The following is a 22,978-nucleotide window of genomic DNA, read 5'->3' on the forward strand; positions in this document are numbered from 1 at the left end:
AGTCTGCAATGTCCGTATCCTTCAATCAGTCTGAAGACGTCAGCAAGCTGCTGGATATCAGCAGCGGTTTAACCGGAAACGACGGCGATCCGCGTTTTAAAGCCATCACCCGCCAGCTGCTGGGTAATATCTGTCAGTTGATCGACGACTTTGATATTAGCGCCGAAGAGTTTTGGCGGGCGATTAACTATCTGCATCAGCTCGGCGGCCGTCAGGAAGCGGCGCTGCTGGCGGCCGGCCTGGGGCTGGAGCACTATCTGGATATGCGTGAGGACGCGCGAGAACGCCAGCAGGGCCTGAACGGCGGCACGCCGCGTACCATCGAAGGGCCGCTGTATGTCGCCAATGCGCCGCTGAGCGACGGCTACGCACGGATGGACGACGGTACGGACAGCGGCGAAGTCATGTGGCTGCACGGCCAGGTCAGCGACCAGCACGGCCGCCCGCTGGCCGGCGCCATCGTCGATATCTGGCACGCCAATACGCTGGGCAACTATTCGTTCTTCGATAAGTCGCAGAGCAATTACAACCTGCGTCGCCGGGTGCAAACCGACGCCGACGGCCGCTACGCGGTGCGCAGTATTTTGCCCTCCGGTTACGGCTGCCCGCCGGACGGCCCGACGCAGGCCTGGCTCGATCGCCTTGGCCGCCACGGCAACCGGCCGGCGCATATCCACTTTTTTGTTTCCGCTCCCGGCCACAAGCACCTCACCACTCAGATCAACCTGAACGGCGACCGCTACCTGTGGGACGATTTTGCCTTCGCTACCCGCGATGAACTGATCGCCGATCCGATCAAAATCAGTGATCCGGCGCTGGCCGCACAGCGCGATCTGCCCGGCGAACATACCGAAATCCGCTTTGATTTCATGATTTACGCCGCCGGCGACAGCGCAGAGGAACAGCGAATTAAACGCCCGCGCGCGCTGGAAAGTTAAACCGGAAAAAGAACAACAATAATACCTGCGCCATGGGGAATAAATTTCCCCAGGGCACCCTACGCAACGTGATTAACGAGGTCATTAGTATGAACTCATCAACAACTGCTATTTATTCCACGCTGGAACAGAAAATAAAAAATGCATTGCGGGTAGATAAAGAGCAAGGCGTCTACCAGTGTCACCGCGGCATATTTACCGACCCGGCGATATTTGAACTGGAAATGAAGGCTATTTTTGAAGGCAACTGGGTATATATGGCGCACGAAAGCCAGGTCGCCGAGCCGGGCGACTATTATACCCTGACGATGGGCCGCCAGCCGGTGATCATTACCCGCGACAAGCAGGGAGAACTGCATGCGATGATCAACAGCTGCTCGCACCGTGGTGCGATGCTGGCCAGCCGCAAAAAGGGCAACAAAGCCACCTTTACCTGTCCGTTTCACGGCTGGACGTTTAACAACGCCGGCAATCTGCTCAAGGCCAAAGACGAAAAGAGCGGCGGCTATCCCCCGTGCTTCAAACAGGCCGGCTCGCACGATCTCAAGCACCTGCCGCGCTTTGCCTCTTACCGAGGGTTTCTGTTCGGCAGCCTGAGCGACAAGGTGCTGCCGCTGGAGGAATACCTGGGCGATACCCGGCAGGTGTTGGACCTGATTGTCGATCAGGCGGAAGACGGCATCGAACTGCTGACCGGCGCCTCCTCGTATACCTATGACGGCAACTGGAAGCTGCAGATGGAAAACGGCGTCGACGGCTATCACGTCAGCGTGGTGCACTGGAACTATGTCTCGACCATGTCGCGCCGCAGCCACGACGCCAGCAGTACCCAGACGCTGGACGCCACCTGCTGGTCGAAAAGCACCGGCGGCGTCTACGGCTTCGAACATGGTCATATGCTGCTGTGGACCCGGGCGCTGAACCCGGAGGTGCGGCCGGTATTCAAACACTTCCGCCGCCTGAGCGACCGCTTCGGCGAGACGCGCGCCGATTTTATGGTCAACCATACCCGCAACCTGTGCATTTACCCCAACCTCTACCTGATGGATCAGTTCTCCACCCAGCTTCGCGTGATGCGCCCCATCGCGGTGGATAAAACCGAGGTCACCACTTTCTGCTTCGCGCCGAAGGGAGAAAGCGCCGAGGATCGCGCCCTGCGCATCCGCCAGTATGAGGACTTCTTTAACGTCAGCGGCATGGGCACGCCGGACGATCTGGAAGAGTTCCGCGCCTGCCAGCAGGGCTATCTCGCCGGCAACATGCCCTGGAGCGATATCAGCCGCGGGGCCACGCGCTGGCTGGAAGGCCCCGACGACAACGCGCAGGCGATGGCGATCCGGCCGCTGATGAGCGGCGTGCGCGCCGAGGATGAAGCGCTGTATGTCCCCCACCACCATCACTGGCAGCAGACCCTGCTGCGCAGCCTGAACGACACCGAGGTGCAGTCATGAGCCAGCAACAACGTATTGAGCAGTTTTTATACCGCGAGGCGCGGCTGCTGGATGACCGCCAGTGGGATGAGTGGCTGGCGTGCTACAGCCCGCAGGTCGAGTACTGGATGCCCTCCTGGGGCGAGGATGACCGGCTCACCCGCGATCCGCAGCGCGAAGTATCGCTGATTTACTACCCGAACCGCGAAGGGCTGGAAGACCGCGTCTACCGCATCAAGACCGAGCGTTCAGCGGCCAGCACGCCGGAACCGCGCACCACCCACCATATCAGCAACGTGGAGCTGATCGGCGAAACGGCGGATGCAGTGGACGTACGCTACAACTGGAGCACCTACAGCCACCGCTATCAGAAAACCGATCTGTTTTTCGGCAGTTGCCGCTGCCGCATCGCGCTTGGCGGCGAACAGCCGCAGATCCTGAGCAAAACGATCCGTCTCAATAACGACTACATCAGTCATGTGATTGATATTTACCATGTTTAATGGGAGGCGATGATGAGCTATACCGTTGCGCTTAACTTTGAGGACGGCGTCAGCCGTTTTATCCAGTGCAATCCCGATGAGACCGTGCTCGACGCCGCCTATCGCCAGCAGGTCAATCTGCCGATGGACTGCGCCGACGGCGTCTGCGGCAGCTGTAAATGCCATTGCGAACAGGGCGACTACCAGTTGGGCGATGACTACCTGGATGACGCCCTCTCCGCAGAGGAAGCCGGACAACGCCAGGTGCTGACCTGCCAGATGGTGCCGCAGTCCGACTGCGTGATCGACGTGCCGATGGCCTCCACGCAGTGTAAAACCGGCTGCGAAACCTTTTCCGCCAGCGTGGTAAGCGCCACCGCGCTGTCGGACAGCGCGATTGAGTTCAGCCTGCAGTTGGATGACGCCCACGGCGGCGTCGCCTTTTTGCCCGGCCAGTACGTCAACATTGAAGTGCCGGGCAGCGACGCCCGCCGCGCCTATTCGTTCAGCTCCCTGCCCAACGCGCCCCGGCTGTCGTTCCTGCTGCGCAATGTGCCGGGCGGCATGATGAGCAGCTACCTGAGCGGCCGGGCGCGCCCCGGCGATAAAGTGCGTCTGCACGGCCCGCAGGGCAGCTTTTATCTGCGCAGCGTGACGCGGCCGCTGCTGTTCCTCGCCGGCGGCACCGGGTTGGCGCCCTTTCTGTCGATGCTGGAGCAACTGGCGCAGGACGACGTCCGGCAGCCGGTGCGGCTGATCTACGGCGTCACCCACGACTGCGATCTGGTGAAGCTGGAACAGCTGGACAGTTATCGCGCACGGCTGAGCGATTTCAGTTACCTGACCTGCGTCGCCAGCGACGCCTCGCAGGCGGCGCGCAAAGGCTATGTCACCCAGCATCTTGATGACAGCCAGCTGCACGACGGCGATGTGGACGTCTACCTGTGCGGCCCGCCGCCGATGGTCGAGGCGGTGCTGCACGACTTCCGTCAGCGCGCCTTCACGCCGGCCAGTTTCCACTATGAAAAATTCGCCCCCAGTCAGACGGCGTAAGGAGTCGCTGATGCTACAGCAACGTTTTAGCAACAAGGTAATGGTCATCACCGGCGCGGCGCAGGGGATCGGCAAAGCGGTCGCTGAACAGGCCGCGCGGGAAGGCGCGAAGTTGGCGCTGATCGACCGCGCGCCCTATCTGCAGGAGGCGGCCGCAGCGCTGCGGGAGCTGGGCTGCGACGCGCTGGCGATTCATGCCGATCTGGAACGCTGGGAGGAGACGCAGGCGGCCATCGATGAGGCGCAGCAACGCTTCGGCCGGCTGGATATACTGGTGAACAACGTCGGCGGCACCATCTGGGCGCGGCCGTTCGCCGAGTATGCGCCGGCGCAGATTGAGGCGGAGATTCAGCGTTCGCTGTTCCCGACGCTGTGGGGCTGCCGCGCCGTGCTGCCGCACATGCTGGCGCAGGGCGGCGGCGCGATCGTCAATGTCTCTTCGGTCGCCACCCGCGGCGTCAACCGGGTGCCCTATTCGGCCGCCAAAGGCGGGGTGAATGCGCTCACCCGGTCGCTGGCGTTTGAGTACGCCGACGCCGGCATCCGCATCAACGCCACCGCGCCGGGCGGCACCGAAGCGCCGCCGCGCCTGACGCCGCGCAACCGGGAAACGCCGACACCGCAGGAGGAGGCGTGGTATCAGCAGGTGGTCGATCAGACCCTAAACAGCAGCCTGATGCACCGCTACGGCACGGTAAACGAACAGGCCGCCGCCATTTTATTCCTTGCCAGCGACGCGGCCAGCTATATTAACGGCACCGTGCTGCCGGTGGCCGGCGGCGATTTAGGCTGACAGACCCGGCAGAGCGGGCCTCCGCTCTGCCGTCCCGCTCTAACGCCGCCGCCGCCCGTGCTCATCAACCACCCTTTCTCCGTCTTCCTTGATAAACTCGCCTTGCTGCGCGTCCGGTAAGATATCCAGCACCACCTCCGACGGCCGGCACAGCCGGGTGCCGAGCGGCGTCACCACGATCGGCCGGTTAATCAGTATCGGCTGCTGCTGCATAACATCGATCAGCTGTTCATCACGCCAGTGCGTCTGCGCCAGTTGCAGCCGTTCATACGGCTCGACGTTCTTGCGCAGCAATGCCCGCACCGGGATGCCCATATCGGCAATCAGCCGGCACAGTTCGTCACGGCTCGGCGGTGTTTCCAGATACAGTACGATCGTCGGTTCGACGCCGCTGTTGCGGATCAGCGCCAGCGTATTGCGCGACGTGCCGCAGGCCGGATTATGGTAGATGGTGATCGTTTTCATGGTTGCCCCTTTTTACGATGAGACCGACAAACGCAGCGCCAGGGCGGCTAACGTCACGAACAACACCGGCAGCGTCATGACAATACCTACGCGGAAATAGTAACCCCAGGTGATATTGATATTCTTGCGCGCCAGCACATGCAGCCAAAGCAGCGTCGCCAGGCTGCCAATCGGCGTAATCTTCGGCCCCAGATCGCTGCCGATCACGTTGGCGTAGATCATCGCCTCTTTAATCACGCCGCCAGCGCTGCTGCCGTCAATCGACAGCGCGCCGATCAGCACCGTCGGCATATTGTTCATCACCGAAGACAGGAAAGCGGTGATAAAACCGGTGCCCAACGTCGCCGCCCACAGCCCCTGTTCCGCCAGGCGGTTCAGCACTGCCGACAGCAGATCGGTCAGCCCGGCGTTGCGCAAGCCGTATACCACCAGATACATCCCCAGCGAGAAAATCACAATCTGCCACGGCGCGCCACGCAGCACCTTGCCGATAGCGATCGTCCGGCCGCTTTTCGCCACCAGCAACAGCACCAGCGCGCTCACCGCCGCCACCAGACTGACCGGCACGCCCAGCGGCTCCAGCACAAAAAAACCGACCAGCAACAGCAGCAATACGCCCCAGCCGGCGCGGAAAGTCGACACATCGCGAATGGCCTCATGCGGCGCCTTCAGCAGCGCCACATCGTAACGGGCCGGAATATCCTTGCGGAAAAACAGGTGCAGCATCGCCAGCGTGGCGATAATGGCGGCGATATTCACCGGCACCATCACCGCCGCATAGTCATTAAAACCAAGCTGGAAGAAGTCTGCCGAGACGATGTTCACCAGATTGGAAACCACCAGCGGCAGGCTGGCCGTGTCGGCAATAAAGCCGGCGGCCATGACAAACGCCAGCGTCGCCGCCGGACCAAACCCCAGCGCCAGCAGCATGGCAATCACTATCGGCGTCAGGATCAGCGCCGCGCCGTCATTGGCGAACAGCGCCGCCACCGTAGCCCCCAGCAGCACGATATAGCTGAACAGCCGCCGCCCTTGTCCTTTACCCCAACGCGCAACGTGCAGCGCCGCCCACTCAAAAAAGCCGGACTCATCCAGCAGCAGGCTGATGATAATCACCGCGATAAAGGTGGCGGTAGCATTCCAGACGATGTGCCACACCACCGGAATATCGCCAAGCTGCACCACCCCGCTCAGCAGCGCCAGAACGGCGCCCAACGAGGCGCTCCAGCCGATGCCCAGCCCCCGCGGCTGCCAGATAACCAATACGATGGTCAGGATAAAAATCGCGCCCGCCAGCCACATACGTACTCCTTGTCTCTTGGATTTCATATTCGAAATTTCAAATATGAAAAGTTAAAATTTTTACGTTAGCGGCACACCGTCCGCCCGTCCGCGGCGGCGCGTTTTGCCAGATTGCTCACCTGCTCCTGCTGACTAAGGTAAGCCTGCTCGATAATGCCCGCCGCCCAGGCCGGCATATGCGGCGAAAGCCGGTAATAGACCCACTTGCCCTCACGGCGGTCCAGCAGCAGGCCGCTTGCGCGCAGCATCGCCAGATGACGGGAGATTTTAGGCTGCGGCAGCGTTAAAACCGCCGCCAGTTCACACACGCACAGCTCTTCAGCCTGCCGCAACAGCAGCACCATCGTCAGTCGGGTTTCGTCCGACAGGTTTTTAAACAGTTGTAATGGCGTCAGCATCATTCCGCAGGCTCCTTATCCCATTGCCCGGCCAATCTTAACCCTGCACGACACGCTGTCAACAACATATATGGAAATTCATATGTTATTGAGCGGCCGCGCCGCACATCGTGAAAGTTTCAGCTATCGAATCGATACGGTAAAGCCGCTGTTCATGTTCTAAGCAGCACTCTACAATCGCCGCACTGACAACCAGACATCGCCAAGGGGGGCGCCATGTACAATTTTTCACGTTATCAGGCCAAAGAATTGGCATTAGCCTATATGAGCGGCAAACAGCACGATCTCTCGCCGCAGGCATTCCTGCAGCAGCTTAAGCAGACGGAAAAGTCATTCGAACATCTGCTCAAGTATGGCGCAGAACAGCCGCGTGAAGTGATGATGAAAAGCTTCTGAAGCTTGGTACGCCTGGATTTACTCATATTTTCCATACATAAAATTCGTCTCTGGATACGAATATCATAAAAATTCGCATCTGAGTACGAATAATTGACAAATTCGCCTTCAGATGCGAATTTAAATGTCCGTTCTTTTTCTGGACAGCCTACTATGAAAGCGCAAATCAGCGTTATCACCGGCGATCTCGTCAACTCACGACGTGTTGACACCCCACGTTACATCGCGCAGTTACGCACCGAACTCACGGCGCTTCAACAGGCCGGCCTGCTGACGCAGTTTGAAATTTTTCGCGGCGACGCCTTTCAGGCCGTGGGCCAGCCCGAGTCCGGCCTGTGGCTGGCCGTCTACCTGCGTACCGCCTTAAAAGCGCAACATGATGCCGCGCTCTGGGACGCGCGCATCGCCGTCGGCCTGGGCAAACGCCGGGGCCGGGGCGACGGTTACGGCAGCGCCTTCCTCAATTCCGGCAACGCGCTGGACCTGATGACAAAAAATTGCAGGCTGGCTCTGAAAATTGACAATGAACGCGCCAATGCCATTGTCAGCGATCTGCTACCGATGCTAGATCATACCCTCAGCCGTTTGTCACAGGCAGAAGCGCAGGTCGTCCAGGCACGCATGCTGACAACGACCAACGCGCAAGCGGCCGCCGCGGTGCGCAAGGCAGCGTCAACCGTCTCCGCAACGCTCAAACGCGCGGCCTATGATGAAATTATCCGGTTCATTGATGCAATTAACAGGATCATTTAAGTATGGCTTTAACCTATGCGCCACTGTTGATCTGGCTGCTGGTGCTCCATCTGCTGGCGGACTTCCCTTTGCAACCGCGCGCCTGGGTGCAGGATAAGGCTCAATACCGCCACCGGTCGCGTTTTTTACTGCTGCACGCCCTGCTGCACGGCGTCGTGGCGGCCTGGGCCGTTGCCGGCTTCGGTCTGCTGCACGGCGGCGTCTCGTCGGCGGATGTGCTGCTGGCGCTGCTGGTGGTCGGCATCAGTCACTACGTGATTGATCTGGCCAAGGTGACGCTGATGGCGCCGATGAAGCCGGCGGCAAGCTTCCTGTTGGATCAGGGCCTGCATCTGCTGGTGATTATTCTGCTGTGGCTGGCAATCGTGCCGCATGTCGCTACGCTGTTCGAGGCGTTATGGCAGCGTTTCGACGGCTGGCGCGTCGGCCTGGCGGCGCTGGGATACGGGCTGATTTATATGCCGATGGGGCTGCTGATCGGGCAGTTGCTGGCAAGCTGGACGCCGCAGATGCAGCCGAACGCCAAGACGGACAACGATTCTTTGCTGCGCGCCGGCAAACAGATCGGCTATCTGGAAAGAACGCTGATCCTGACCTTTGTGCTGCTGGGGCATATTCCGGCCATTGGCTTTCTGCTGGCGGCCAAATCTATTTTCCGCTTTGGCGATCTGCGACAGAGCGACGATAAAATGCGTACCGAGTATGTGATGCTCGGTACGCTGTTTTCTTTCACCCTGACGATTATGCTGGGGCTGCTGATTACCCTGTTATGGTAACCGACCGCCGCTTACAGCCAGACGCCAAACCGGCGGATATAGAAGCGCTTCATCAGCTGCGCGACCACGCAGTAGCTGACCAGCGTCGCCGCCAGCCACGGGAAATACTCCCACGGTAACGGCTGCAAACCCACCCAGGCGCCGAGCGGCGAGAACGGAATATAGATGCCAATCGCCATGATCAGCCCGGTCATCAGCAGCACCGGCAGTGCCGCCGTACTCTGGATAAACGGAATCTTCTGGGTACGCAGCATATGCACCACCAGCGTTTGCGACAGCAGCCCTTCAATAAACCAGCCCGACTGGAACAGCGCCTGATGCTCAACGCTGTTGGCGGCAAACACAAACCACATCAGCGCATAGGTGGTCATATCAAAAATCGACGACGTCGGGCCAATCCAGATCATAAAGCGTCCGATATTTTTGGCATCCCATTTGCGCGGCTTACGCAGAAACTCCTTATCCATTTTGTCCCACGGTAGCGACAGCTGTGAGATGTCATACATCAGGTTCTGAATCAACAGATGAATCGCCAACATCGGCAGGAACGGAATAAACGCGCTGGCGACCAGTACCGAGAACACATTGCCGAAGTTGGAGCTGGCAGTCATATTCAGATATTTGATGATATTGCCAAAAGTCTCGCGCCCCTTGATGACCCCTTCCTCCAACACCATCAGGTCTTTTTCCAACAGGATGATATCCGCCGACTCCTTGGCAATATCGGTGCCGCTGTCTACCGAAATACCCACGTCGGCATCGCGCAGCGCCGGGGCGTCATTGATGCCGTCGCCGAGAAAACCGACGGTGTGGCCATTCGCCTGCAGCATTTTCAGTACGCGGGACTTTTGCAGCGGCGTCAGCTTGGTGAACACGGTGCGCAGCTCCACCTCCTGCGCCAGCTGACGATCGTCCATCAGCTCGATTTGCGGCCCGGAAAGCGGCACCCCCGGCTCCAGCCCGACATCGCGACAGATTTTGCAGGTAATCACCGGGTTATCGCCGGTCAGCACCTTCACCGCCACACCATGTTCCTGCAGCGCGCCGATCGCCGCCTGCGCGCTTTCTTTCGGCGGATCCAGGAATGTCAGCAGCCCCCGGATCACCAGATCGCGCTCATCCTCCACGCTGAGCGGCAGCGTGCAGCCCTGTACGCCCAGTTCGCGCGTCGCCAGCAGCAGTACGCGGAAGCCGTCCTCATTATATTGATTGGCCAGCGCCAGCAGCGCCGCACGACGCGTCTCATCCAACGTAACCCGGCAGTCGCCCTCCTGCACATGGCTGGCGATAGCAAGCATCTCCTCCACCGCCCCTTTGCAGATCAGCAACTGTTGCTGCCGTTCGTCCTGCACCACGATCGACAGGCGGCGGCGGATAAAATCAAACGGCAGTTCGTCCACCTTGCTGTAACGCCCCAGGGCCTCTATGCCCGTCTTACCGCGGCCAAAACGCACGATTGCCTGATCCATCAGGTTCTTCATGCCGCTCTGGTGAAAGCTGTTCAGCCAGGCCAGATGCAGCACCTGGCTATCCGAAGCGCCGCTGGCGTCCAGGTGATGCTCGAGAATGATGCGATCCTGCGTCAAGGTGCCGGTTTTATCGGTACACAGCACGTCCATCGCGCCAAAGTTCTGGATGGCGTTAAGCCGTTTAACCACGACCTTACGCCGTGACATGGCAATAGCGCCTTTTGCCAGGTTAGAGCTGACAATCATCGGCAACATTTCCGGCGTCAGGCCGACGGCGACCGCCAGCGCAAACAGCGCCGCCTCCCCCCAGTCGCCCTTGGTAAAACCGTTAATCAGCAGCACTACCGGCACCATCACCAGCATAAAGCGGATCAGCAGCCAGCTGACGCTGTTGACCCCACGGTCAAACGCCGTCTGCGCCCGGCTGCCGACGATCGATTTTGCCAGCGAACCAAAATAGGTTTGTCCGCCGGTGGCCACCACCACCGCGCTGGCGGTGCCGCTGGCGACGTTGGTGCCCATCAGGCAAACATTGGCCATCTCGAGCAGCTCGCTTTCGCTGGCGGCCTCGGCATCGCAGGACTTCTGGCTGACGCTTCCCAACGTGTCATATTTTTCAATCGGAATCGCTTCCCCCGTCAGAATAGCCTGGCTGATAAACAGATCGCGCGAGCTGAGCAGCCGCACGTCCGCCGGCACCATATCGCCGGCCGACAGCTGGATAATATCCCCCGGCACCAGCTCACGCAGCGGAATTTCCACCACCAGCGACTGGGCGCTGAAACTGCTGCGCCGCAGCACCGTCGCGGTGGTGCGCACCATACTTTTCAGCGCCTCCGCCGCTTTATTGGTGCGGTACTCTTGCCAGAAGCGCAGCAAACCGCTCAGCGCCACCATAATCAAGATGATGCTGACACCGGTCAGATCGGTTTCGTCACCCTGCTGGGCCGGTAGCCAGTAGTCGGTAAAGAAACTGATCGCCGCCAATACCATCAGCACAAAAATAAACGGGTTATTGAAAGCGCTGACCAACTGCCACAGCGCATGCGGCGCTTTTTCATGAGCGACCTGATTTGCCCCGTAATAGGCGAGCCGCTCCTGCGCATCGTCCTGCGTCAAACCAAGACGATTACAGTTAAGCTGCGCCAACGTCTGGTCAATGCTGTTTGTCGCCTCTTGCGCGATGGCATACGACTCATGCCCCTGCGGACGGCGATGAGTTTTGTTGCTGAAATAAGTCATAATGCTATGCTCTTATTTTTATTCTGCGCACAAGGGTTCCTCCGCCGAAAATAAATTAACGACGTTACGCAGAAAGAATTTTATTTAATAAGACTTACCCGACGTGAATGTTATTCCGCCGGTAATGCAGACAATAAAAATCCGGGATGATCGTCCATGACGCCTCCTTATCACCCAGCGGGTGAAGCACATTGATCAGAATGAACCGGCCGGACTGCGCAGAGCATGGCCGGACGCACGCCGAGCGATGCTCAGCGCAGGTGCGAAAGGAGGCCTGGAGGGAACAGGCTGAAGCGGAAAAGTGCCATATCGATATCCGAATTCAATCATCCACGACGCGCAGGCGGTGGATACGGCGTTATTATTCGGGAATGCACAACACAGGAATACTGGGAAGGTGCTGCCCGCCAAAGTCGGCAAGCAACATATCAGAAGAAGATAGTTCAGCTTGCCTTGTTTATTTTATCGCAACTAAAACTGTCCAATTAATTTCTCCTGATAGATTTTGCACGAAGTATAATAATGCGGAATTATTAAGTAAAGCAGGTTTTATTAAACGAAGCGTCAACCTGACGGCGAAATAATTACCGGCGCCGATAATCTGCCGGAAACGGCCGTCACAGCTGTTGCTGCAGCCACGCCAGCAGCCGTTGCACGGCAGGGTTATCATTGGCCTGCGGCCAGACCAGGTAGTAATCGACGCCTTCCGGCCGCCAGGCATCAGCCAACGCAACCAGCCTGCCGGCGGCAAGCATATCCCTGGCCAGCAGGGTCTTCACCAATGCAATACCAAACCCCTGCTCTGCGGCGCGCAGCAGCAGCCCCGCATCATTGAACAGCGCCAGCGTTTGCCCGCACGCCTCCCTTCCCCTTGCCTGAAACCATGTACGCCACGGCGTCACATCATGCTCCAGTAACGGCAGTTCTTCGCCACCTTGCAACAGCGCCGCTTGCCAGCGCTGCGCCAGGTCAGGAGCCGCAACCGGAATAACGTCACCATCAGCAATCCGCTGCGCCTGCACGCCGCGCCATTCGCCAGCGCCGATGCGAACCGCCGCGTCAAATCCTTGGTGGGCCAAATCCTGCACCGTCAGGGAGGCGTCAATATCCAACACGATATCCGGATGCGCCGCCTGAAACGCGGGCAGACGCGGCAGCAGCCAATAATGGGCAAATGACGGCAATACGCTGATGCGCAACCCCTGACCGGCAGCAACGGCGCGCGCCCGCAAGACCCCTTGCTCTAGCGCTTGCATCGCCGGCTCTGCGGCCGCCAACAGCTCGCGACCGGCACCGTTTAGGCGTACGCCGCGACCGCGACGTTCAAATAACCGGTATCCCAGCGCCTGTTCCAGCTGCCGAATCTGCTGACTGACGGCCCCATGCGTCAGATGAACCTGTAGCGCCGCAGCGCGCAAATTTTCCAACCGCGCGGCGATAATAAAGGTCGGCAAACACTGCAGAGGCAAGCGGTCAAATTTCACTGGTTAGCCCTTCTATCCAAAAGCGTCATTCTTTCTCGATTTTCACCGGCTGACAACCTGTTTACTCTACGCTTAACACTCTCCACTCTGACCCGGAGCCGATAATGCACCCAACGCTGCAACAAGATTTAACCCGCTTTCCACTGATCCTTGATCACACCCGCCGGCTGGCCGAAACCTTTCTGGCCGGCCTGAATGAACGCCCCGTCTGCCCGCCGGCGGCAGCGCAGCAACTCAAGCTCGGCGACGATCGCTTATCTGCAGAGGGCGTAGGCGCCCAGGCTGCGCTGGAGCACTTTTGGCAACATTATGCCGACGGCCTTTCCGCCAGCGCCGGACCACGTTACTTTGGTTTTGTCACCGGCGGCGCCACGCCCGCCGCGCTGGCCGGCGACTGGCTGGTTAGCGTTTTCGACCAAAACAGCCTGCTCAGCCATGACACGGTAGCCGCCGCCATCGAGCTGGCAGCGATTGAACAGCTAAAAAGTTTACTCGGCCTGCCGAAGACATTCAGCGGCAGCCTGGTCAGCGGCGCAACGATGGCCAATTTTTGCGGACTGGCGATTGGCCGCCAATGGCTGGGCGCCCAGCGCGGCATCAACGTGGCGCAGCAGGGCGTGGCGGCGCTGGGCGCGGTGCAGGTGTTGGCCGCCAACCCCCACTCCAGCAGTGAGAAAGCGCTCGGCATGCTGGGCATCGGCCGTGATGCTCTGGTGCCTATAGCCCCCCTGCCGGATTCGGAAGCCATCGACCCCGATGCGCTGGCGCGCCATCTGGCCGCACACCCGGCCACGCCGACCATCGTACTGGCCAGCGCCGGTACGGTGAATACCACGGCGTTCGACAATATTTCCCGTCTGCTGGCGCTGCGCGAACGCTACGGGTTCTGGTTGCATGTCGATGCGGCATTCGGCGGCGTCGCCGCCTGCTCCCCCGCCTACGCCCCATTACTGGAAGGCTGGCAACAGGCGGATTCCATCACCGTCGATGCCCATAAATGGCTGAACGTGCCCTATGACAGCGCCATCCAGTTTACCCGTCATTTGGCGTTGCAGATGCAGGTGTTCCAGAACGTGTCGGCTTATATGGAAGCGCCGGCCCTGCGCCCGGATCATTACCTGCACCTGACGCCCGAAAACTCAAGGCGCTTTCGCGCGCTGCCGCTGTGGATGGCGCTGAAAGCCTATGGCCGCGATGGTATACGCGATATGGTTGAACGCAATATCTTGCTGGCTAAACAGTTGGGCGATGGCCTGACGGCCAGTGAGGGATTCTGTCTGCTGGCGCCGGTCAACCTTAACGTGGTGTGTTTCGCACTGACGGGAATCAGCGGCGACGCAGAAGCGGAGCGCGATAACTTTTTGGCGCGGCTCGATCGGCACGGCATTATACGCTGTACCGCCACCCACTATCAGGGCCAGCCGGCGATCCGCGCCGCGCTGGTTAACTGGATGACCGAAGAAAGCGATATCGCACTGGCGCTGGATTCGTTGCGGGCATGCCGGTTTACAGCGAACTGACTACAGCAGAATGGTCTGCATGCCACGTGGCAAACGCCTGCAGCCGCTGCCTTTGCCGGCCATCATCGTCAATGTTGCCGGCAGAGAGCCAGGCGTTAAAGGCAGCACGACGCTGCGGCCACTCATGGTCCAGCATTGACAGCCAGTCGGTATCCCGGTTGCGCCCCTTAACCACCACGGCCTGGCGGAAGGTGCCTTCCAAGCTAAAGCCAAAGCGTAGTGCCGCCGCACGCGACGGCGCATTAAGCTGGTCGCATTTCCACTCGCAGCGGCGATAGCCCAGATCGTCAAAGACGTGACGCAGCATCAGAAAAATCGCTTCGCTGCCGCTCGCCTGGCGCTGCATCCGCGGCGACCAGTTGATCATGCCCAGTTCAACCACGCCATTGGCCCGGTCAATACGCATAAAAGCGCAGGTGCCAAGCGCTCTGCCGCTGCGCTGATCGATCACCGTCATGGTTTTTCGATCGCCGGCCTGAGCCTGGCTTTGCAGATAACGGGTAAATTCATCCGGCGTTTGCGGACGTTCATAGGGAAGGTAAGTCCAGTCGCGCCCATCTTCAGCCAGTTGATAGGCTTGAAACAGCGCTGCGGCATCGCGCTGGATATCCAGCGGCTCCAGCCGGCAAAAACGCCCGGACAGCGTCTGTGCTCCCGGTTCTCCGGCTGGCTGCCACGCGGGTAACGCATCGCCGACACATTGACCAAACAGGTTATTCCCCATCGTCGTTGACCTCTCCCAGTAAATTGGTTAGCTCAAGCAAACTAAGCGGAACGCCCATAGGACGCAAGCGCTACGCAGAAAATTTCGCCGGCAATAGTTCAGAAAAACCAATAGGTAGGTATTCCCTCGTCACTTTTCCATTAACGAATCATCAACAAAGCGCTAATTCTTTGTTCCATATCGCATTGCGGAACGAAAAATACACCGAAAATATTAAAAAAATGTGACAAGCAAAGAAGCACAATGATACAAAATGAAAAGATTACCATTCTCAACAATACGATGAGCCATGCTAACATAGTGAATTATAGGAATTTTCCCCTACAAACAACGATCGGGAAGGCAAAATGCGCATAAAAAATGGACGGTTATCAGTCAAAAAAACAACACATGAATTTTTTTTAAGAATTTTCCTAGCAATCTGAAATTTAAAATCGTGACATGATAAACAGACTCAATGAACAGGCGAGCGGTGCTTAAGATGCCTTAGGCTGTAGAGCATGTGTGGTGCTCTGGAGGCATTGGTGAAGCCTTGTGCTGACTTAAGCCAAACTTATGAATTCATCTGTTTGATAAGGTTAGTCAGAAAATATCATTGAGCCGTTTCGCTTTTGTTGGTAGAACATTCTTAATTAGTGATATTTTGATTTTTTTGCCTTTTTGGCTTTCAGGCTTTTTCTCATTATTACCGCGGTAAAACGGATTTAAGTGGGGGTGCAACTATGCCAACGATCATCATGGACTCATGCAGCTATACGCGATTGGGTCTAACGGATTACCTGACATCGAACGGTGTGAAAAAACGGCAAATAAACGCCGCGACCGACATTGATAATCTGCACGAAAAGTGCACACGTTTGAAACCCAGTCTGGTATTTATTAACGAAGACTGTTTCATCCATGAGAGCAACGCAACGGAACGCATTAAACGGGTGATCTCACTACATCCGGATACGCTGTTCTTCATCTTTATGGCCATCACCAATGTGCATTTTGACGATTACTTATATGTTCGTAAAAATGTCATCATCTCGTCAAAATCCATCAAACCGGAGACGATGAACCAGCTGTTGAGCCACTACCTGGAACGCAAGCCGGCAACCCGCTCTGAAAAAACCGCTCTCGATCAAACGCCGGTCACGCTAAGCCAAACCGAATCGAATATGTTGCGTATGTGGATGTCTGGGCAAGGTACAATCCAGATCTCCGACCAGATGCAAATTAAAGCAAAAACGGTCTCTTCTCATAAAGGGAATATCAAGCGCAAGATTAAAACGCATAATAAACAGATCATCTATCACGTGGTGCGTTTAACCGATACGCTGACCAGCGGAATATTTGTTAATAGCCGCTAATGGCGAGAATATCACCGCAACAATCGGCGATAAGCAGGTTTAAATAACCATCAGATTACGTATAGCAACGTATTTCGCCACTAAATATGAAACGCCTGACTGCGACATTTTTTGCCGCAGCGGGTTATTCATTTTTATCGCCGCCTGTGCTGACATACAGATACGCAAGTTATCATTACGCAGAGTGAAAATAACCGACAAAACTACTTTCCGGCCAGCACAACTGGTCAGCGCAGCTAATATTTTTCCGGATTGCGCGGCTCAACGAAGGTGCCGTCACGGCTGTCGATTTCATTGAAGAACCACACGCCAGCCGGGTAATCCTCCAGCGCCACCAGATACATCGTCCCCTCATTAAAAACTTCCACCGCCAGAATGGTTCCCTCGCGCCGTGGGCCGCCGTCGGTCTTCACCGTTACCACATCGTTGACTTTCATCGCTAACTCTCCTCATTCGTTGCTCTCAGTGTATAACACCGTGCGCCACTGCCTGGCATCCGGCCACTATTTTATCTGTCGCCATGACTTTTCGCATTCTTAACACTCTGCCAGCAGAATCTTACACCGCCGACGGGTAGTCTGTATCACGGTATCTCCCCCCAGAGAGGTGCCTGCAAATGAAGAAGTAACAAGGAACTTTTGCCCGCCGGCACCGGCGGGCTTTTTTTCATCGGCAAATCTCATTTTCAAACCCGGCAATGCCCACATTAATCATAATAAAAACAAATAGTTATACAACACCTTAAATGATTATCGTAGCGCAACGGATGCATACTGGTGCAGATTATTTCCTAACGCTAAACCGTATAAAAGCGTTCTTCCCTCGTTTATGCGCACGGTCGTTCCTTATAGCGACTTTCAGTCTGGGAATGTGATGCTTCCCCAGCATGATAAAACCTTTATAGTTTTAGGTGCCGACAACAACAGGAGTGGTCTGTGAGAAAAAGTGTAGCTGTAGCGATGGGCGTAATATTAGCCGCCGGTATGGTACTGACAGCGGTCTTGCCATACGTGAAGATGGAATTTGCCAGCAGCGCCCACTATACCGAACAAGATACGCGGCAGTATGAATATTACACACCGGACCTGCTAAAAAAATACCAAAATTTCAAAAAATTATGAGTTTAATTATAGCAATATCAGTGGTCCGCAGGCGTTTGTATTTGGTATACAGTTCAACGGCACAACCGATACCAGCAAGATTCGCGACTACCTGACTTCTGAAGGTTATGAGCCACAGAAGCAATGCCAGACAGAAGCTGAATGCTGGCGCTCTCCACACAGCAAAGATGTCGTATCTTTTTATCAATCAACGGAATTAAATTTAGTGAGTGTCGAAATTTATCGCAGTGAGTATACCGAGTAACCACGGTGAAGCAGGGGTTGGATTCGACTTCCCAAGTTTACAGGCTTGGCCTGCAGGCGATCGATTGGTTATGCGAAGCGCCACTAGAGAGTGTGCTCATCATCCAACAAAAAGTCTTTTCCACCAGACACAAAAAAACCCGCCTTGGCGGGTTTTTAGTTAATCAGCGTGGATGCCGATTAGATAGCGGTAACGTTAGCCGCAGATGGACCTTTAGCGCCGTTCTCGATAGAGAACTGAACGTCCTGGCCTTCAGCCAGAGTTTTGAAGCCGTTACCCTGGATTGCAGAGAAGTGTACGAACACGTCTTTGCTGCCGTCTGCAGGAGTGATGAAACCAAAACCTTTAGACTCGTTGAACCACTTCACTTGACCTTTGATCATGTTGGACATGTCGATTTCCTTTAATAAAATATGTTAGCCGCCATTGGCAGCGTTTAATAGCCGGTTATCAGTTACTTATGGAGGCACCGGAAAGGAAATTCGTCAAAGAAGGCTATCAGGGATAACGCTCTAAAATTGAACTACTTTACTCAAAATGTCGTGCATAAATAGGTCTGTACCACAGGCCAACTGCATTAACGCACGATGGGCATTTAATAGCAACTCTTTTCGTCATTGACGACGCCAAAGAACATCATTTGTTCATATTTCACGCCTTATGCGCGTTTTTAGCGCACTGTTCGTTATTTTTACAGATATATTGCCGACGACTGCTTTCAGAGTTATCCCTATATCGTCTCACCGAACAAGACCATAAAATAACAATAAGTTCACCACTCCTCCTGGTGATGGACACTACAAGCTGTGTTGTAAATTTTATGCGCCTCCCTATAGGCGCTTTTTTTATCCCCGTATCCCGGCCCCGCGCTTCAGGAATCTTCTCATTGCTGTTCAGAGTGACTTCCGTCACAAATATGCCCCTTCCAGGGCACTTTACCGAGGTCACGTTATGGCGACTGAATACTTACTACTCTTGGCCGGTTTGGCTGGCGTCGCAGGCTTTGCGATGTATAAACACTTCAAAAACGTTAAAAAAAGCAGTTTGGTGCGTCCAAACGACCGTTAATCGATGAATAACCGGGGAAACGCCCCGGTTTGCCTCCCTCGCCGACGGTAACATTACCGTCACACCGTCGTCACAATAAAGCCATATTATAGTGAGCGCCCTATCCTTATCGGTTTATTCCAGGGATCGTCTATGGCTACAATAAAAGCAGTTAACCATCAGCAGGCGGAAACGTTAATCCGCTCCGGCACGGCGAAAAAAATTGAGCTGGCGTACGATATCGGCAGCGATGATTTCTTTCAGCTCGCCAGTTTATGGTGCGATCGCGGCGCCAAAATCACCAAGGGAAAAGAACACTTCGTTGTTTCATTGAAAGGATTCCGCATTCCTCCCAATGATTAATCCTACGCCGCCTTCCGGCGGCGCTTTCCTCGCCTCTGGCGTCCATCGCCCTTTCTTCTACATCCACCGCGCCGGCTTGCGGTAACATTCTTATCATGATGTAACGTAACGCTTATCTACACTGAGAGAGTAGCGTCACCCCATTCAATAAGGAGAACCGCATGACCGTCACACACCTGCCCGAGCAGATGCGCGTTATTGAGATTACCGCCGCCGGCGGCCCGGAAATGCTGCAGCCCGCCCAGCGCCCGCTGCCTGTGCTGGCGCAGGGCGAAATACTGGTGAAGGTTGCCGCCGCAGGGGTTAACCGCCCGGATGTGCTGCAGCGGCGTGGACACTATGCGCCGCCGCCGGGCGCATCCGATATCCCGGGATTGGAAATCGCCGGGGAAGTGGTCGCCGTCGGCGAGGGCGTCCAGCACTATGCGCTCGGCGACAGCGTCTGCGCCCTGATCGCCGGCGGCGGCTATGCCGAATACTGCAAGGTGCATGAAAGCAATGCGCTGCCGGTTCCCAAAGGCTTCAGCATGGCTGAAGCCGCTGCCATTCCGGAGACCTTCTTCACCGTCTGGGTGAACGTCTTTCAGCGCGGCCACCTGCAGGCCGGTGAAACTGTTCTGATCCACGGCGGCACTTCCGGGATCGGCACGGTCGCCACCCTGCTGGCCAAAGCGTTTTGCGCCCATGTGATCACCACCGTCGGTTCAGAAGAAAAACGGGCGGCCAGCCTGGCGCTCGGCGCCGATGTGGCGATCAACTACCGCACGGAAGACTTCGTCGAACAGACGATGAAAGCGACCAACGGTAAGGGCGCCAACGTGATTGTCGATCTGATCGCCGGAGAGTACCTGGCGAAAAACTATCAGGCGGCGGCGATGGAGGGGCGCATTGTGCAAATCGGCACCCAAAACGGCGTGGTGAAAGAGCTCAACCTGATGCCGCTGCTGCTGAAGCGCCTGACGCATACCGGCTCCACCTTACGCGCGCGCAGCGTGCAGGATAAAGCGCAAATCGCCGCCGACCTGCAGCAAAAAGTCTGGCCGCTGCTGGAGCGCGGCGCCATCAAACCGCAAATCTTTCAGACCTTCCCGCTGGCGCTGGCGGACGAAGCGCACCGGCTGATGGAATCCAGCGCGCACATCGGCAAGATTATGCTCACCCTATAATCCTTGCCCCACCCTGCGGTGGGGCAAGGCATCAGGCGCCGGGGGCGTGGACGTCCGCCGGCGTGGCGTCGGTGCTGGCCAGTTTCTCCTGAGCCAGCGCCTCATCCTCGCTCTCCCGCTGCAGGCTCTCTTGCTGTGCGCCCTTCTTCGGCGAGTACACCAGTTCGGCCATGATCGGGAAGTGGTCAGAGCCAATAGAGGGCAGGCGGCGCAGGCTGCCCAGCACAAAATCATCGCTGTGAAAAACGTGGTCCAGCGGCCAGCGTAAAAACGGATAGCCGGCATGGAAGGTGCTGTACATGCCGCGACCGCGGCGCGGATCAAGCAGCCCGCTGATTTTCAGGAATAACCGCGTGGTGGTGGACCAGGCGACATCGTTCAGATCGCCGGTGACGATCACCGGCGTTTTGGCATCCACTACGCTTTTTCCCACCAGCACCAGTTCTGCATCGCGGTCTTCCGATTCATCATTCTCCGTCGGGCTGGGCGGCATCGGGTGTACGCAGTGCAAGCGCACCTGCGGCCCGTTATCCAGTTGTACCAGCATATGCATCGACGGAATCTCCTTATCCACCAGATACTGAATCTCTGCGTCGACAAGCGGCAGGCGCGAATAGACGTGCATGCCGTACAGGTTGTCCTGCGGGCATTTCAGCGTATAGGGATAATCCTGTTCCAGCGGCGCCAGCTGTTGCTCCCACCAGCCGTCGGTTTCCACCGCCACCAGCACGTCCGGCCGCTCTGACGCCGCCAGCGCCAGCAGCTTTTCCGCATGGCGGTTCGGCGTCAGCACATTGGCGACCAGTATGCGCACGCGCGGCTTTTTCTCATAACCGGTAAAATCCAGCACCTGCGGCTTGCTCAGCGGCGTATAAGGATAAATCCAGCGCGCCTGATAAATCACACAGGCCAGATTGACTACCGCCAGGCCCCAAACCCACGGCGATGACCAGGGCAGCAGCGTCACATTCAGCAACAGCGTCAATAACGCCAGCGCCAGTATCTGCAAACGGGGGAAATCCCATACGCGGACCCACCAGGCCGGATGCGTTGAAATCGGCGCAATAGTCACCAACGCCAGTAAACACGTCAGTATTGAGATAATCCCTGTCACGCAACGTTCCTCTTTTTTAGTTAATCGTCGGCGGATTTACGCACCGACCTACCGCACACATCTATGCGGCAGCCAAAAGGTTGCCACAAACGACCTTGTTTCCGCCAGCGGCGGTGCAAGGAATATTTTGCGTATAAAGCGAGGAAATTCTGTAAACCGTCTGCGGCGCAGACGCGGATGGCAGGAGAGAAACATGCCCCGGCAAACCGGGGCATCAAGGCTTAGCTGAACAGTTTACCGACGTAGTTGGCCAGTTCGTCCTGTTTCACTTCACCGTTTGGCGAGGCTTTATCCGCCAGCGTCGGCAGCAGCTGCGCCACGGTTTCAGACGCCTGGTTGCTGTCAACGCCCAATTTGGCGGCCAGCTGCGCAATCGCATCGCTGCCCAGTGCCTGCTGAACGTGGTCGCCGCTGATGGCCTGGTTTTCACCGTTGCCCAGCCAGGAGCCGACGATATCGCCCAGCTGTCCCTGCTGCAGTTTGTTCAGGATTGCCTGCAAACCACCCTGCTGCTCAACCCACTGCAGAATGGCCGCGATATCGATCCCGCCTTTACCGCCATTACCCAATGCATTACCCAGCACGTTGCCTAAAACATTGCCTAATGCGCCATCTAACAAACCCATAGTATTCCCCTTCTCAGATCGCCGGCCATACGCCGGGCGATCGTCACCTGTAATTAAACGAAAAAGGGCCGCCGTGGGCGACCCTCATTGATCAGCACCGGATTAGCTTCTGATCTTTCTGTAGACAAAAAGCACCACCAGGGCACCGATCACGGCAACCACAAAGCTGCCCAGGTTAAAGCCATCGACGCGGCCCATACCGAAGAAGGTACTGATCCAACCGCCGACAACTGCACCGATAATACCCAGGATGATGGTCATGATAAAACCGCCGCCATCTTTGCCCGGCATAATCCACTTAGCCAGAATACCGGCGATTAAACCAAAAATAATCCAAGAAATGATGCCCATTTATACTCTCCCTATTTACTTTTTGCCTAAAAGGAAACCGACGACCAGTCCAACAACGGCGCCGGCGCCAACCCCAGCCCACGGGTTGTCTTTTACATAACGACAAGAACAATCGACAGCGTCCTTCACACAGGCGCGCACTTCACATGCGCACCCTCTGGCGCTGCCGCATGCCGATTCTACACGATCTTTACTGTCATTTTTAACAAACATTTCAATTCCTTAGCATAACATAATCTGGAAGCCCCGCATCACACCGCGTGTGAGCGCGTCTTTCCGCCTTATGTTTCACCTGCTCCGCCGCCCGCATACGCCGCCGGCAGCGACAGGGTGCCCAACGAAACGACGCGTTTGCACTTTATTACT

The 22,978-nt window shown here is 56.8% G+C and carries 25 protein-coding genes; 13 read left to right on the forward strand and 12 right to left on the reverse strand.

All coding sequences use genetic code 11. The annotated features are described in order from the left end of the window. The first annotated feature begins 8 nt into the window (after window positions 1–8). From catA to benD, 5 genes are all read left to right on the forward strand, one after another. Window positions 9–938 (forward strand): catechol 1,2-dioxygenase, encoded by a 930-nt coding sequence (catA, locus tag TAN611_RS14695; RefSeq protein WP_105231666.1) that lies wholly within the window; start codon window positions 9–11, stop codon window positions 936–938. Between the two features lie 89 nt (window positions 939–1,027). Next, window positions 1,028–2,389, forward strand: a complete 1,362-nt coding sequence (locus TAN611_RS14700) for a Rieske 2Fe-2S domain-containing protein (RefSeq protein WP_105233414.1) — start codon at window positions 1,028–1,030, stop codon at window positions 2,387–2,389. Further along, on the forward strand, window positions 2,386–2,871 hold the full coding sequence (gene benB, locus TAN611_RS14705) for a benzoate 1,2-dioxygenase small subunit (RefSeq protein ID WP_111736838.1): 486 nt from the start codon (window positions 2,386–2,388) through the stop codon (window positions 2,869–2,871). The genes TAN611_RS14700 and benB overlap by 4 nt, the downstream gene beginning before the upstream one ends. A gap of 12 nt (window positions 2,872–2,883) precedes the next feature. Then, window positions 2,884–3,903 (forward strand): benzoate 1,2-dioxygenase electron transfer component BenC, encoded by a 1,020-nt coding sequence (gene benC, locus TAN611_RS14710; RefSeq protein WP_105231668.1) that lies wholly within the window; start codon window positions 2,884–2,886, stop codon window positions 3,901–3,903. A 10-nt stretch (window positions 3,904–3,913) separates the two neighbouring features. Beyond that, window positions 3,914–4,696, forward strand: a complete 783-nt coding sequence (benD, locus tag TAN611_RS14715) for a benzoate diol dehydrogenase BenD (protein ID WP_197949849.1) — start codon at window positions 3,914–3,916, stop codon at window positions 4,694–4,696. Between the two features lie 39 nt (window positions 4,697–4,735). Here the strand turns inward: benD and arsC are convergent, their stop codons facing one another. The 3 genes from arsC to TAN611_RS14730 all read right to left on the reverse strand — a co-directional run bounded on the left by arsC (window position 4,736) and on the right by TAN611_RS14730 (window position 6,864). Beyond that, window positions 4,736–5,161, reverse strand: coding sequence for a glutaredoxin-dependent arsenate reductase (arsC, locus tag TAN611_RS14720; RefSeq protein WP_105231670.1), 426 nt, complete (start codon window positions 5,159–5,161; stop codon window positions 4,736–4,738). 12 nt (window positions 5,162–5,173) lie between these two features. Continuing rightward, a complete protein-coding gene (locus TAN611_RS14725; protein WP_111736835.1) occupies window positions 5,174–6,463 on the reverse strand; it encodes an arsenic transporter in 1,290 nt (429 codons plus the stop codon). Window positions 6,464–6,528: 65 nt separating this feature from the next. Further along, the gene (locus TAN611_RS14730) at window positions 6,529–6,864 is read right to left on the reverse strand and encodes a metalloregulator ArsR/SmtB family transcription factor (protein ID WP_111736834.1); all 336 of its coding nucleotides are present in this window, start codon (window positions 6,862–6,864) and stop codon (window positions 6,529–6,531) included. Between the two features lie 213 nt (window positions 6,865–7,077). On the opposite strand from TAN611_RS14730, the gene TAN611_RS14735 reads away from it, so the two are divergent. From TAN611_RS14735 to TAN611_RS14745, 3 genes are all read left to right on the forward strand, one after another. Beyond that, window positions 7,078–7,257, forward strand: a complete 180-nt coding sequence (locus TAN611_RS14735; protein ID WP_105231673.1) for a hypothetical protein — start codon at window positions 7,078–7,080, stop codon at window positions 7,255–7,257. Between the two features lie 153 nt (window positions 7,258–7,410). Next, window positions 7,411–8,010 (forward strand): hypothetical protein, encoded by a 600-nt coding sequence (locus TAN611_RS14740; RefSeq protein WP_105231674.1) that lies wholly within the window; start codon window positions 7,411–7,413, stop codon window positions 8,008–8,010. 2 nt (window positions 8,011–8,012) lie between these two features. Next, window positions 8,013–8,786 (forward strand): DUF3307 domain-containing protein, encoded by a 774-nt coding sequence (locus TAN611_RS14745; protein WP_105231675.1) that lies wholly within the window; start codon window positions 8,013–8,015, stop codon window positions 8,784–8,786. An 11-nt stretch (window positions 8,787–8,797) separates the two neighbouring features. On the opposite strand, the gene mgtA is transcribed toward TAN611_RS14745, so the two are convergent. Further along, window positions 8,798–11,497, reverse strand: coding sequence for a magnesium-translocating P-type ATPase (gene mgtA / locus TAN611_RS14750; protein ID WP_105231676.1), 2,700 nt, complete (start codon window positions 11,495–11,497; stop codon window positions 8,798–8,800). Between the two features lie 617 nt (window positions 11,498–12,114). Next, window positions 12,115–12,981, reverse strand: a complete 867-nt coding sequence (locus TAN611_RS14755) for a LysR substrate-binding domain-containing protein (RefSeq protein WP_105231677.1) — start codon at window positions 12,979–12,981, stop codon at window positions 12,115–12,117. A gap of 104 nt (window positions 12,982–13,085) precedes the next feature. Between TAN611_RS14755 and TAN611_RS14760 the strand changes: the two genes are divergently transcribed. Further along, a complete protein-coding gene (locus TAN611_RS14760; RefSeq protein WP_203066643.1) occupies window positions 13,086–14,501 on the forward strand; it encodes a pyridoxal-dependent decarboxylase in 1,416 nt (471 codons plus the stop codon). Here the strand turns inward: TAN611_RS14760 and TAN611_RS14765 are convergent. Then, window positions 14,488–15,225, reverse strand: a complete 738-nt coding sequence (locus tag TAN611_RS14765) for a GNAT family N-acetyltransferase (protein ID WP_203066644.1) — start codon at window positions 15,223–15,225, stop codon at window positions 14,488–14,490. The two genes, TAN611_RS14760 and TAN611_RS14765, sit on opposite strands and share 14 nt — an antisense overlap. 722 nt (window positions 15,226–15,947) lie before the next feature. On the opposite strand from TAN611_RS14765, the gene rcsA reads away from it, so the two are divergent. Continuing rightward, window positions 15,948–16,580 (forward strand): transcriptional regulator RcsA, encoded by a 633-nt coding sequence (rcsA, locus tag TAN611_RS14770; RefSeq protein WP_105231680.1) that lies wholly within the window; start codon window positions 15,948–15,950, stop codon window positions 16,578–16,580. 236 nt (window positions 16,581–16,816) lie between these two features. Here rcsA and dsrB read toward each other — a convergent pair whose 3' ends face one another. Beyond that, complete coding sequence (gene dsrB, locus TAN611_RS14775) at window positions 16,817–17,017, reverse strand: protein DsrB (protein ID WP_111736829.1); 201 nt, start codon at window positions 17,015–17,017, stop codon at window positions 16,817–16,819. A gap of 498 nt (window positions 17,018–17,515) precedes the next feature. Between dsrB and TAN611_RS23550 the strand changes: the two genes are divergently transcribed. Further along, complete coding sequence (locus TAN611_RS23550; protein ID WP_238404474.1) at window positions 17,516–17,701, forward strand: hypothetical protein; 186 nt, start codon at window positions 17,516–17,518, stop codon at window positions 17,699–17,701. A 423-nt stretch (window positions 17,702–18,124) separates the two neighbouring features. Here the strand turns inward: TAN611_RS23550 and cspE are convergent, their stop codons facing one another. Further along, window positions 18,125–18,337: a transcription antiterminator/RNA stability regulator CspE gene (gene cspE, locus TAN611_RS14785; RefSeq protein WP_015672942.1), complete on the reverse strand. Its 213-nt coding sequence runs from the start codon at window positions 18,335–18,337 to the stop codon at window positions 18,125–18,127. An 808-nt stretch (window positions 18,338–19,145) separates the two neighbouring features. On the opposite strand from cspE, the gene TAN611_RS14790 reads away from it, so the two are divergent. Together TAN611_RS14790 and TAN611_RS14795 are read left to right on the forward strand one after the other, a co-directional pair. Beyond that, entirely contained in the window at window positions 19,146–19,355 is a 210-nt protein-coding gene (locus TAN611_RS14790; protein ID WP_105231722.1) for a hypothetical protein, read from the forward strand. Window positions 19,356–19,516: 161 nt separating this feature from the next. Continuing rightward, window positions 19,517–20,521 (forward strand): NAD(P)H-quinone oxidoreductase, encoded by a 1,005-nt coding sequence (locus tag TAN611_RS14795; RefSeq protein WP_203066645.1) that lies wholly within the window; start codon window positions 19,517–19,519, stop codon window positions 20,519–20,521. Between the two features lie 31 nt (window positions 20,522–20,552). Here TAN611_RS14795 and TAN611_RS14800 read toward each other — a convergent pair whose 3' ends face one another. From TAN611_RS14800 to TAN611_RS14815, 4 genes are all read right to left on the reverse strand, one after another. Continuing rightward, window positions 20,553–21,635 (reverse strand): endonuclease/exonuclease/phosphatase family protein, encoded by a 1,083-nt coding sequence (locus tag TAN611_RS14800; protein ID WP_105231724.1) that lies wholly within the window; start codon window positions 21,633–21,635, stop codon window positions 20,553–20,555. A 221-nt stretch (window positions 21,636–21,856) separates the two neighbouring features. Continuing rightward, complete coding sequence (locus tag TAN611_RS14805; RefSeq protein ID WP_105231725.1) at window positions 21,857–22,261, reverse strand: YidB family protein; 405 nt, start codon at window positions 22,259–22,261, stop codon at window positions 21,857–21,859. A 102-nt stretch (window positions 22,262–22,363) separates the two neighbouring features. Next, window positions 22,364–22,612: a GlsB/YeaQ/YmgE family stress response membrane protein gene (locus TAN611_RS14810; protein ID WP_054307869.1), complete on the reverse strand. Its 249-nt coding sequence runs from the start codon at window positions 22,610–22,612 to the stop codon at window positions 22,364–22,366. A gap of 15 nt (window positions 22,613–22,627) precedes the next feature. After that, complete coding sequence (locus TAN611_RS14815) at window positions 22,628–22,825, reverse strand: DUF883 family protein (RefSeq protein ID WP_105231726.1); 198 nt, start codon at window positions 22,823–22,825, stop codon at window positions 22,628–22,630. Window positions 22,826–22,978: the final 153 nt, after the last annotated feature.

Source organism: Serratia sp. Tan611 (assembly GCF_905188235.1).
GTDB classification, from domain to species: domain Bacteria; phylum Pseudomonadota; class Gammaproteobacteria; order Enterobacterales; family Enterobacteriaceae; genus Serratia_B; species Serratia_B rhizosphaerae.

What these genes read in the sequence shown, in the direction of transcription:
- catA (WP_105231666.1), top strand. Translation starts at nt 9, where the DNA reads ATGTCCGTATCCTTCAATCAGTCTGAAGACGTCAGCAAGCTGCTGGAT.
- TAN611_RS14700 (WP_105233414.1), top strand. Translation starts at nt 1,028, where the DNA reads ATGAACTCATCAACAACTGCTATTTATTCCACGCTGGAACAGAAAATA.
- benB (WP_111736838.1), top strand. Translation starts at nt 2,386, where the DNA reads ATGAGCCAGCAACAACGTATTGAGCAGTTTTTATACCGCGAGGCGCGG.
- benC (WP_105231668.1), top strand. Translation starts at nt 2,884, where the DNA reads ATGAGCTATACCGTTGCGCTTAACTTTGAGGACGGCGTCAGCCGTTTT.
- benD (WP_197949849.1), top strand. Translation starts at nt 3,914, where the DNA reads ATGCTACAGCAACGTTTTAGCAACAAGGTAATGGTCATCACCGGCGCG.
- arsC (WP_105231670.1), bottom strand. Translation starts at nt 5,161, where the DNA reads ATGAAAACGATCACCATCTACCATAATCCGGCCTGCGGCACGTCGCGC.
- TAN611_RS14725 (WP_111736835.1), bottom strand. Translation starts at nt 6,463, where the DNA reads ATGTGGCTGGCGGGCGCGATTTTTATCCTGACCATCGTATTGGTTATC.
- TAN611_RS14730 (WP_111736834.1), bottom strand. Translation starts at nt 6,864, where the DNA reads ATGATGCTGACGCCATTACAACTGTTTAAAAACCTGTCGGACGAAACC.
- TAN611_RS14735 (WP_105231673.1), top strand. Translation starts at nt 7,078, where the DNA reads ATGTACAATTTTTCACGTTATCAGGCCAAAGAATTGGCATTAGCCTAT.
- TAN611_RS14740 (WP_105231674.1), top strand. Translation starts at nt 7,411, where the DNA reads ATGAAAGCGCAAATCAGCGTTATCACCGGCGATCTCGTCAACTCACGA.
- TAN611_RS14745 (WP_105231675.1), top strand. Translation starts at nt 8,013, where the DNA reads ATGGCTTTAACCTATGCGCCACTGTTGATCTGGCTGCTGGTGCTCCAT.
- mgtA (WP_105231676.1), bottom strand. Translation starts at nt 11,497, where the DNA reads ATGACTTATTTCAGCAACAAAACTCATCGCCGTCCGCAGGGGCATGAG.
- TAN611_RS14760 (WP_203066643.1), top strand. Translation starts at nt 13,086, where the DNA reads ATGCACCCAACGCTGCAACAAGATTTAACCCGCTTTCCACTGATCCTT.
- TAN611_RS14765 (WP_203066644.1), bottom strand. Translation starts at nt 15,225, where the DNA reads ATGGGGAATAACCTGTTTGGTCAATGTGTCGGCGATGCGTTACCCGCG.
- rcsA (WP_105231680.1), top strand. Translation starts at nt 15,948, where the DNA reads ATGCCAACGATCATCATGGACTCATGCAGCTATACGCGATTGGGTCTA.
- dsrB (WP_111736829.1), bottom strand. Translation starts at nt 17,017, where the DNA reads ATGAAAGTCAACGATGTGGTAACGGTGAAGACCGACGGCGGCCCACGG.
- cspE (WP_015672942.1), bottom strand. Translation starts at nt 18,337, where the DNA reads ATGTCCAACATGATCAAAGGTCAAGTGAAGTGGTTCAACGAGTCTAAA.
- TAN611_RS14790 (WP_105231722.1), top strand. Translation starts at nt 19,146, where the DNA reads ATGGCTACAATAAAAGCAGTTAACCATCAGCAGGCGGAAACGTTAATC.
- TAN611_RS14795 (WP_203066645.1), top strand. Translation starts at nt 19,517, where the DNA reads ATGACCGTCACACACCTGCCCGAGCAGATGCGCGTTATTGAGATTACC.
- TAN611_RS14805 (WP_105231725.1), bottom strand. Translation starts at nt 22,261, where the DNA reads ATGGGTTTGTTAGATGGCGCATTAGGCAATGTTTTAGGCAACGTGCTG.
- TAN611_RS14810 (WP_054307869.1), bottom strand. Translation starts at nt 22,612, where the DNA reads ATGGGCATCATTTCTTGGATTATTTTTGGTTTAATCGCCGGTATTCTG.
- TAN611_RS14815 (WP_105231726.1), bottom strand. Translation starts at nt 22,825, where the DNA reads ATGTTTGTTAAAAATGACAGTAAAGATCGTGTAGAATCGGCATGCGGC.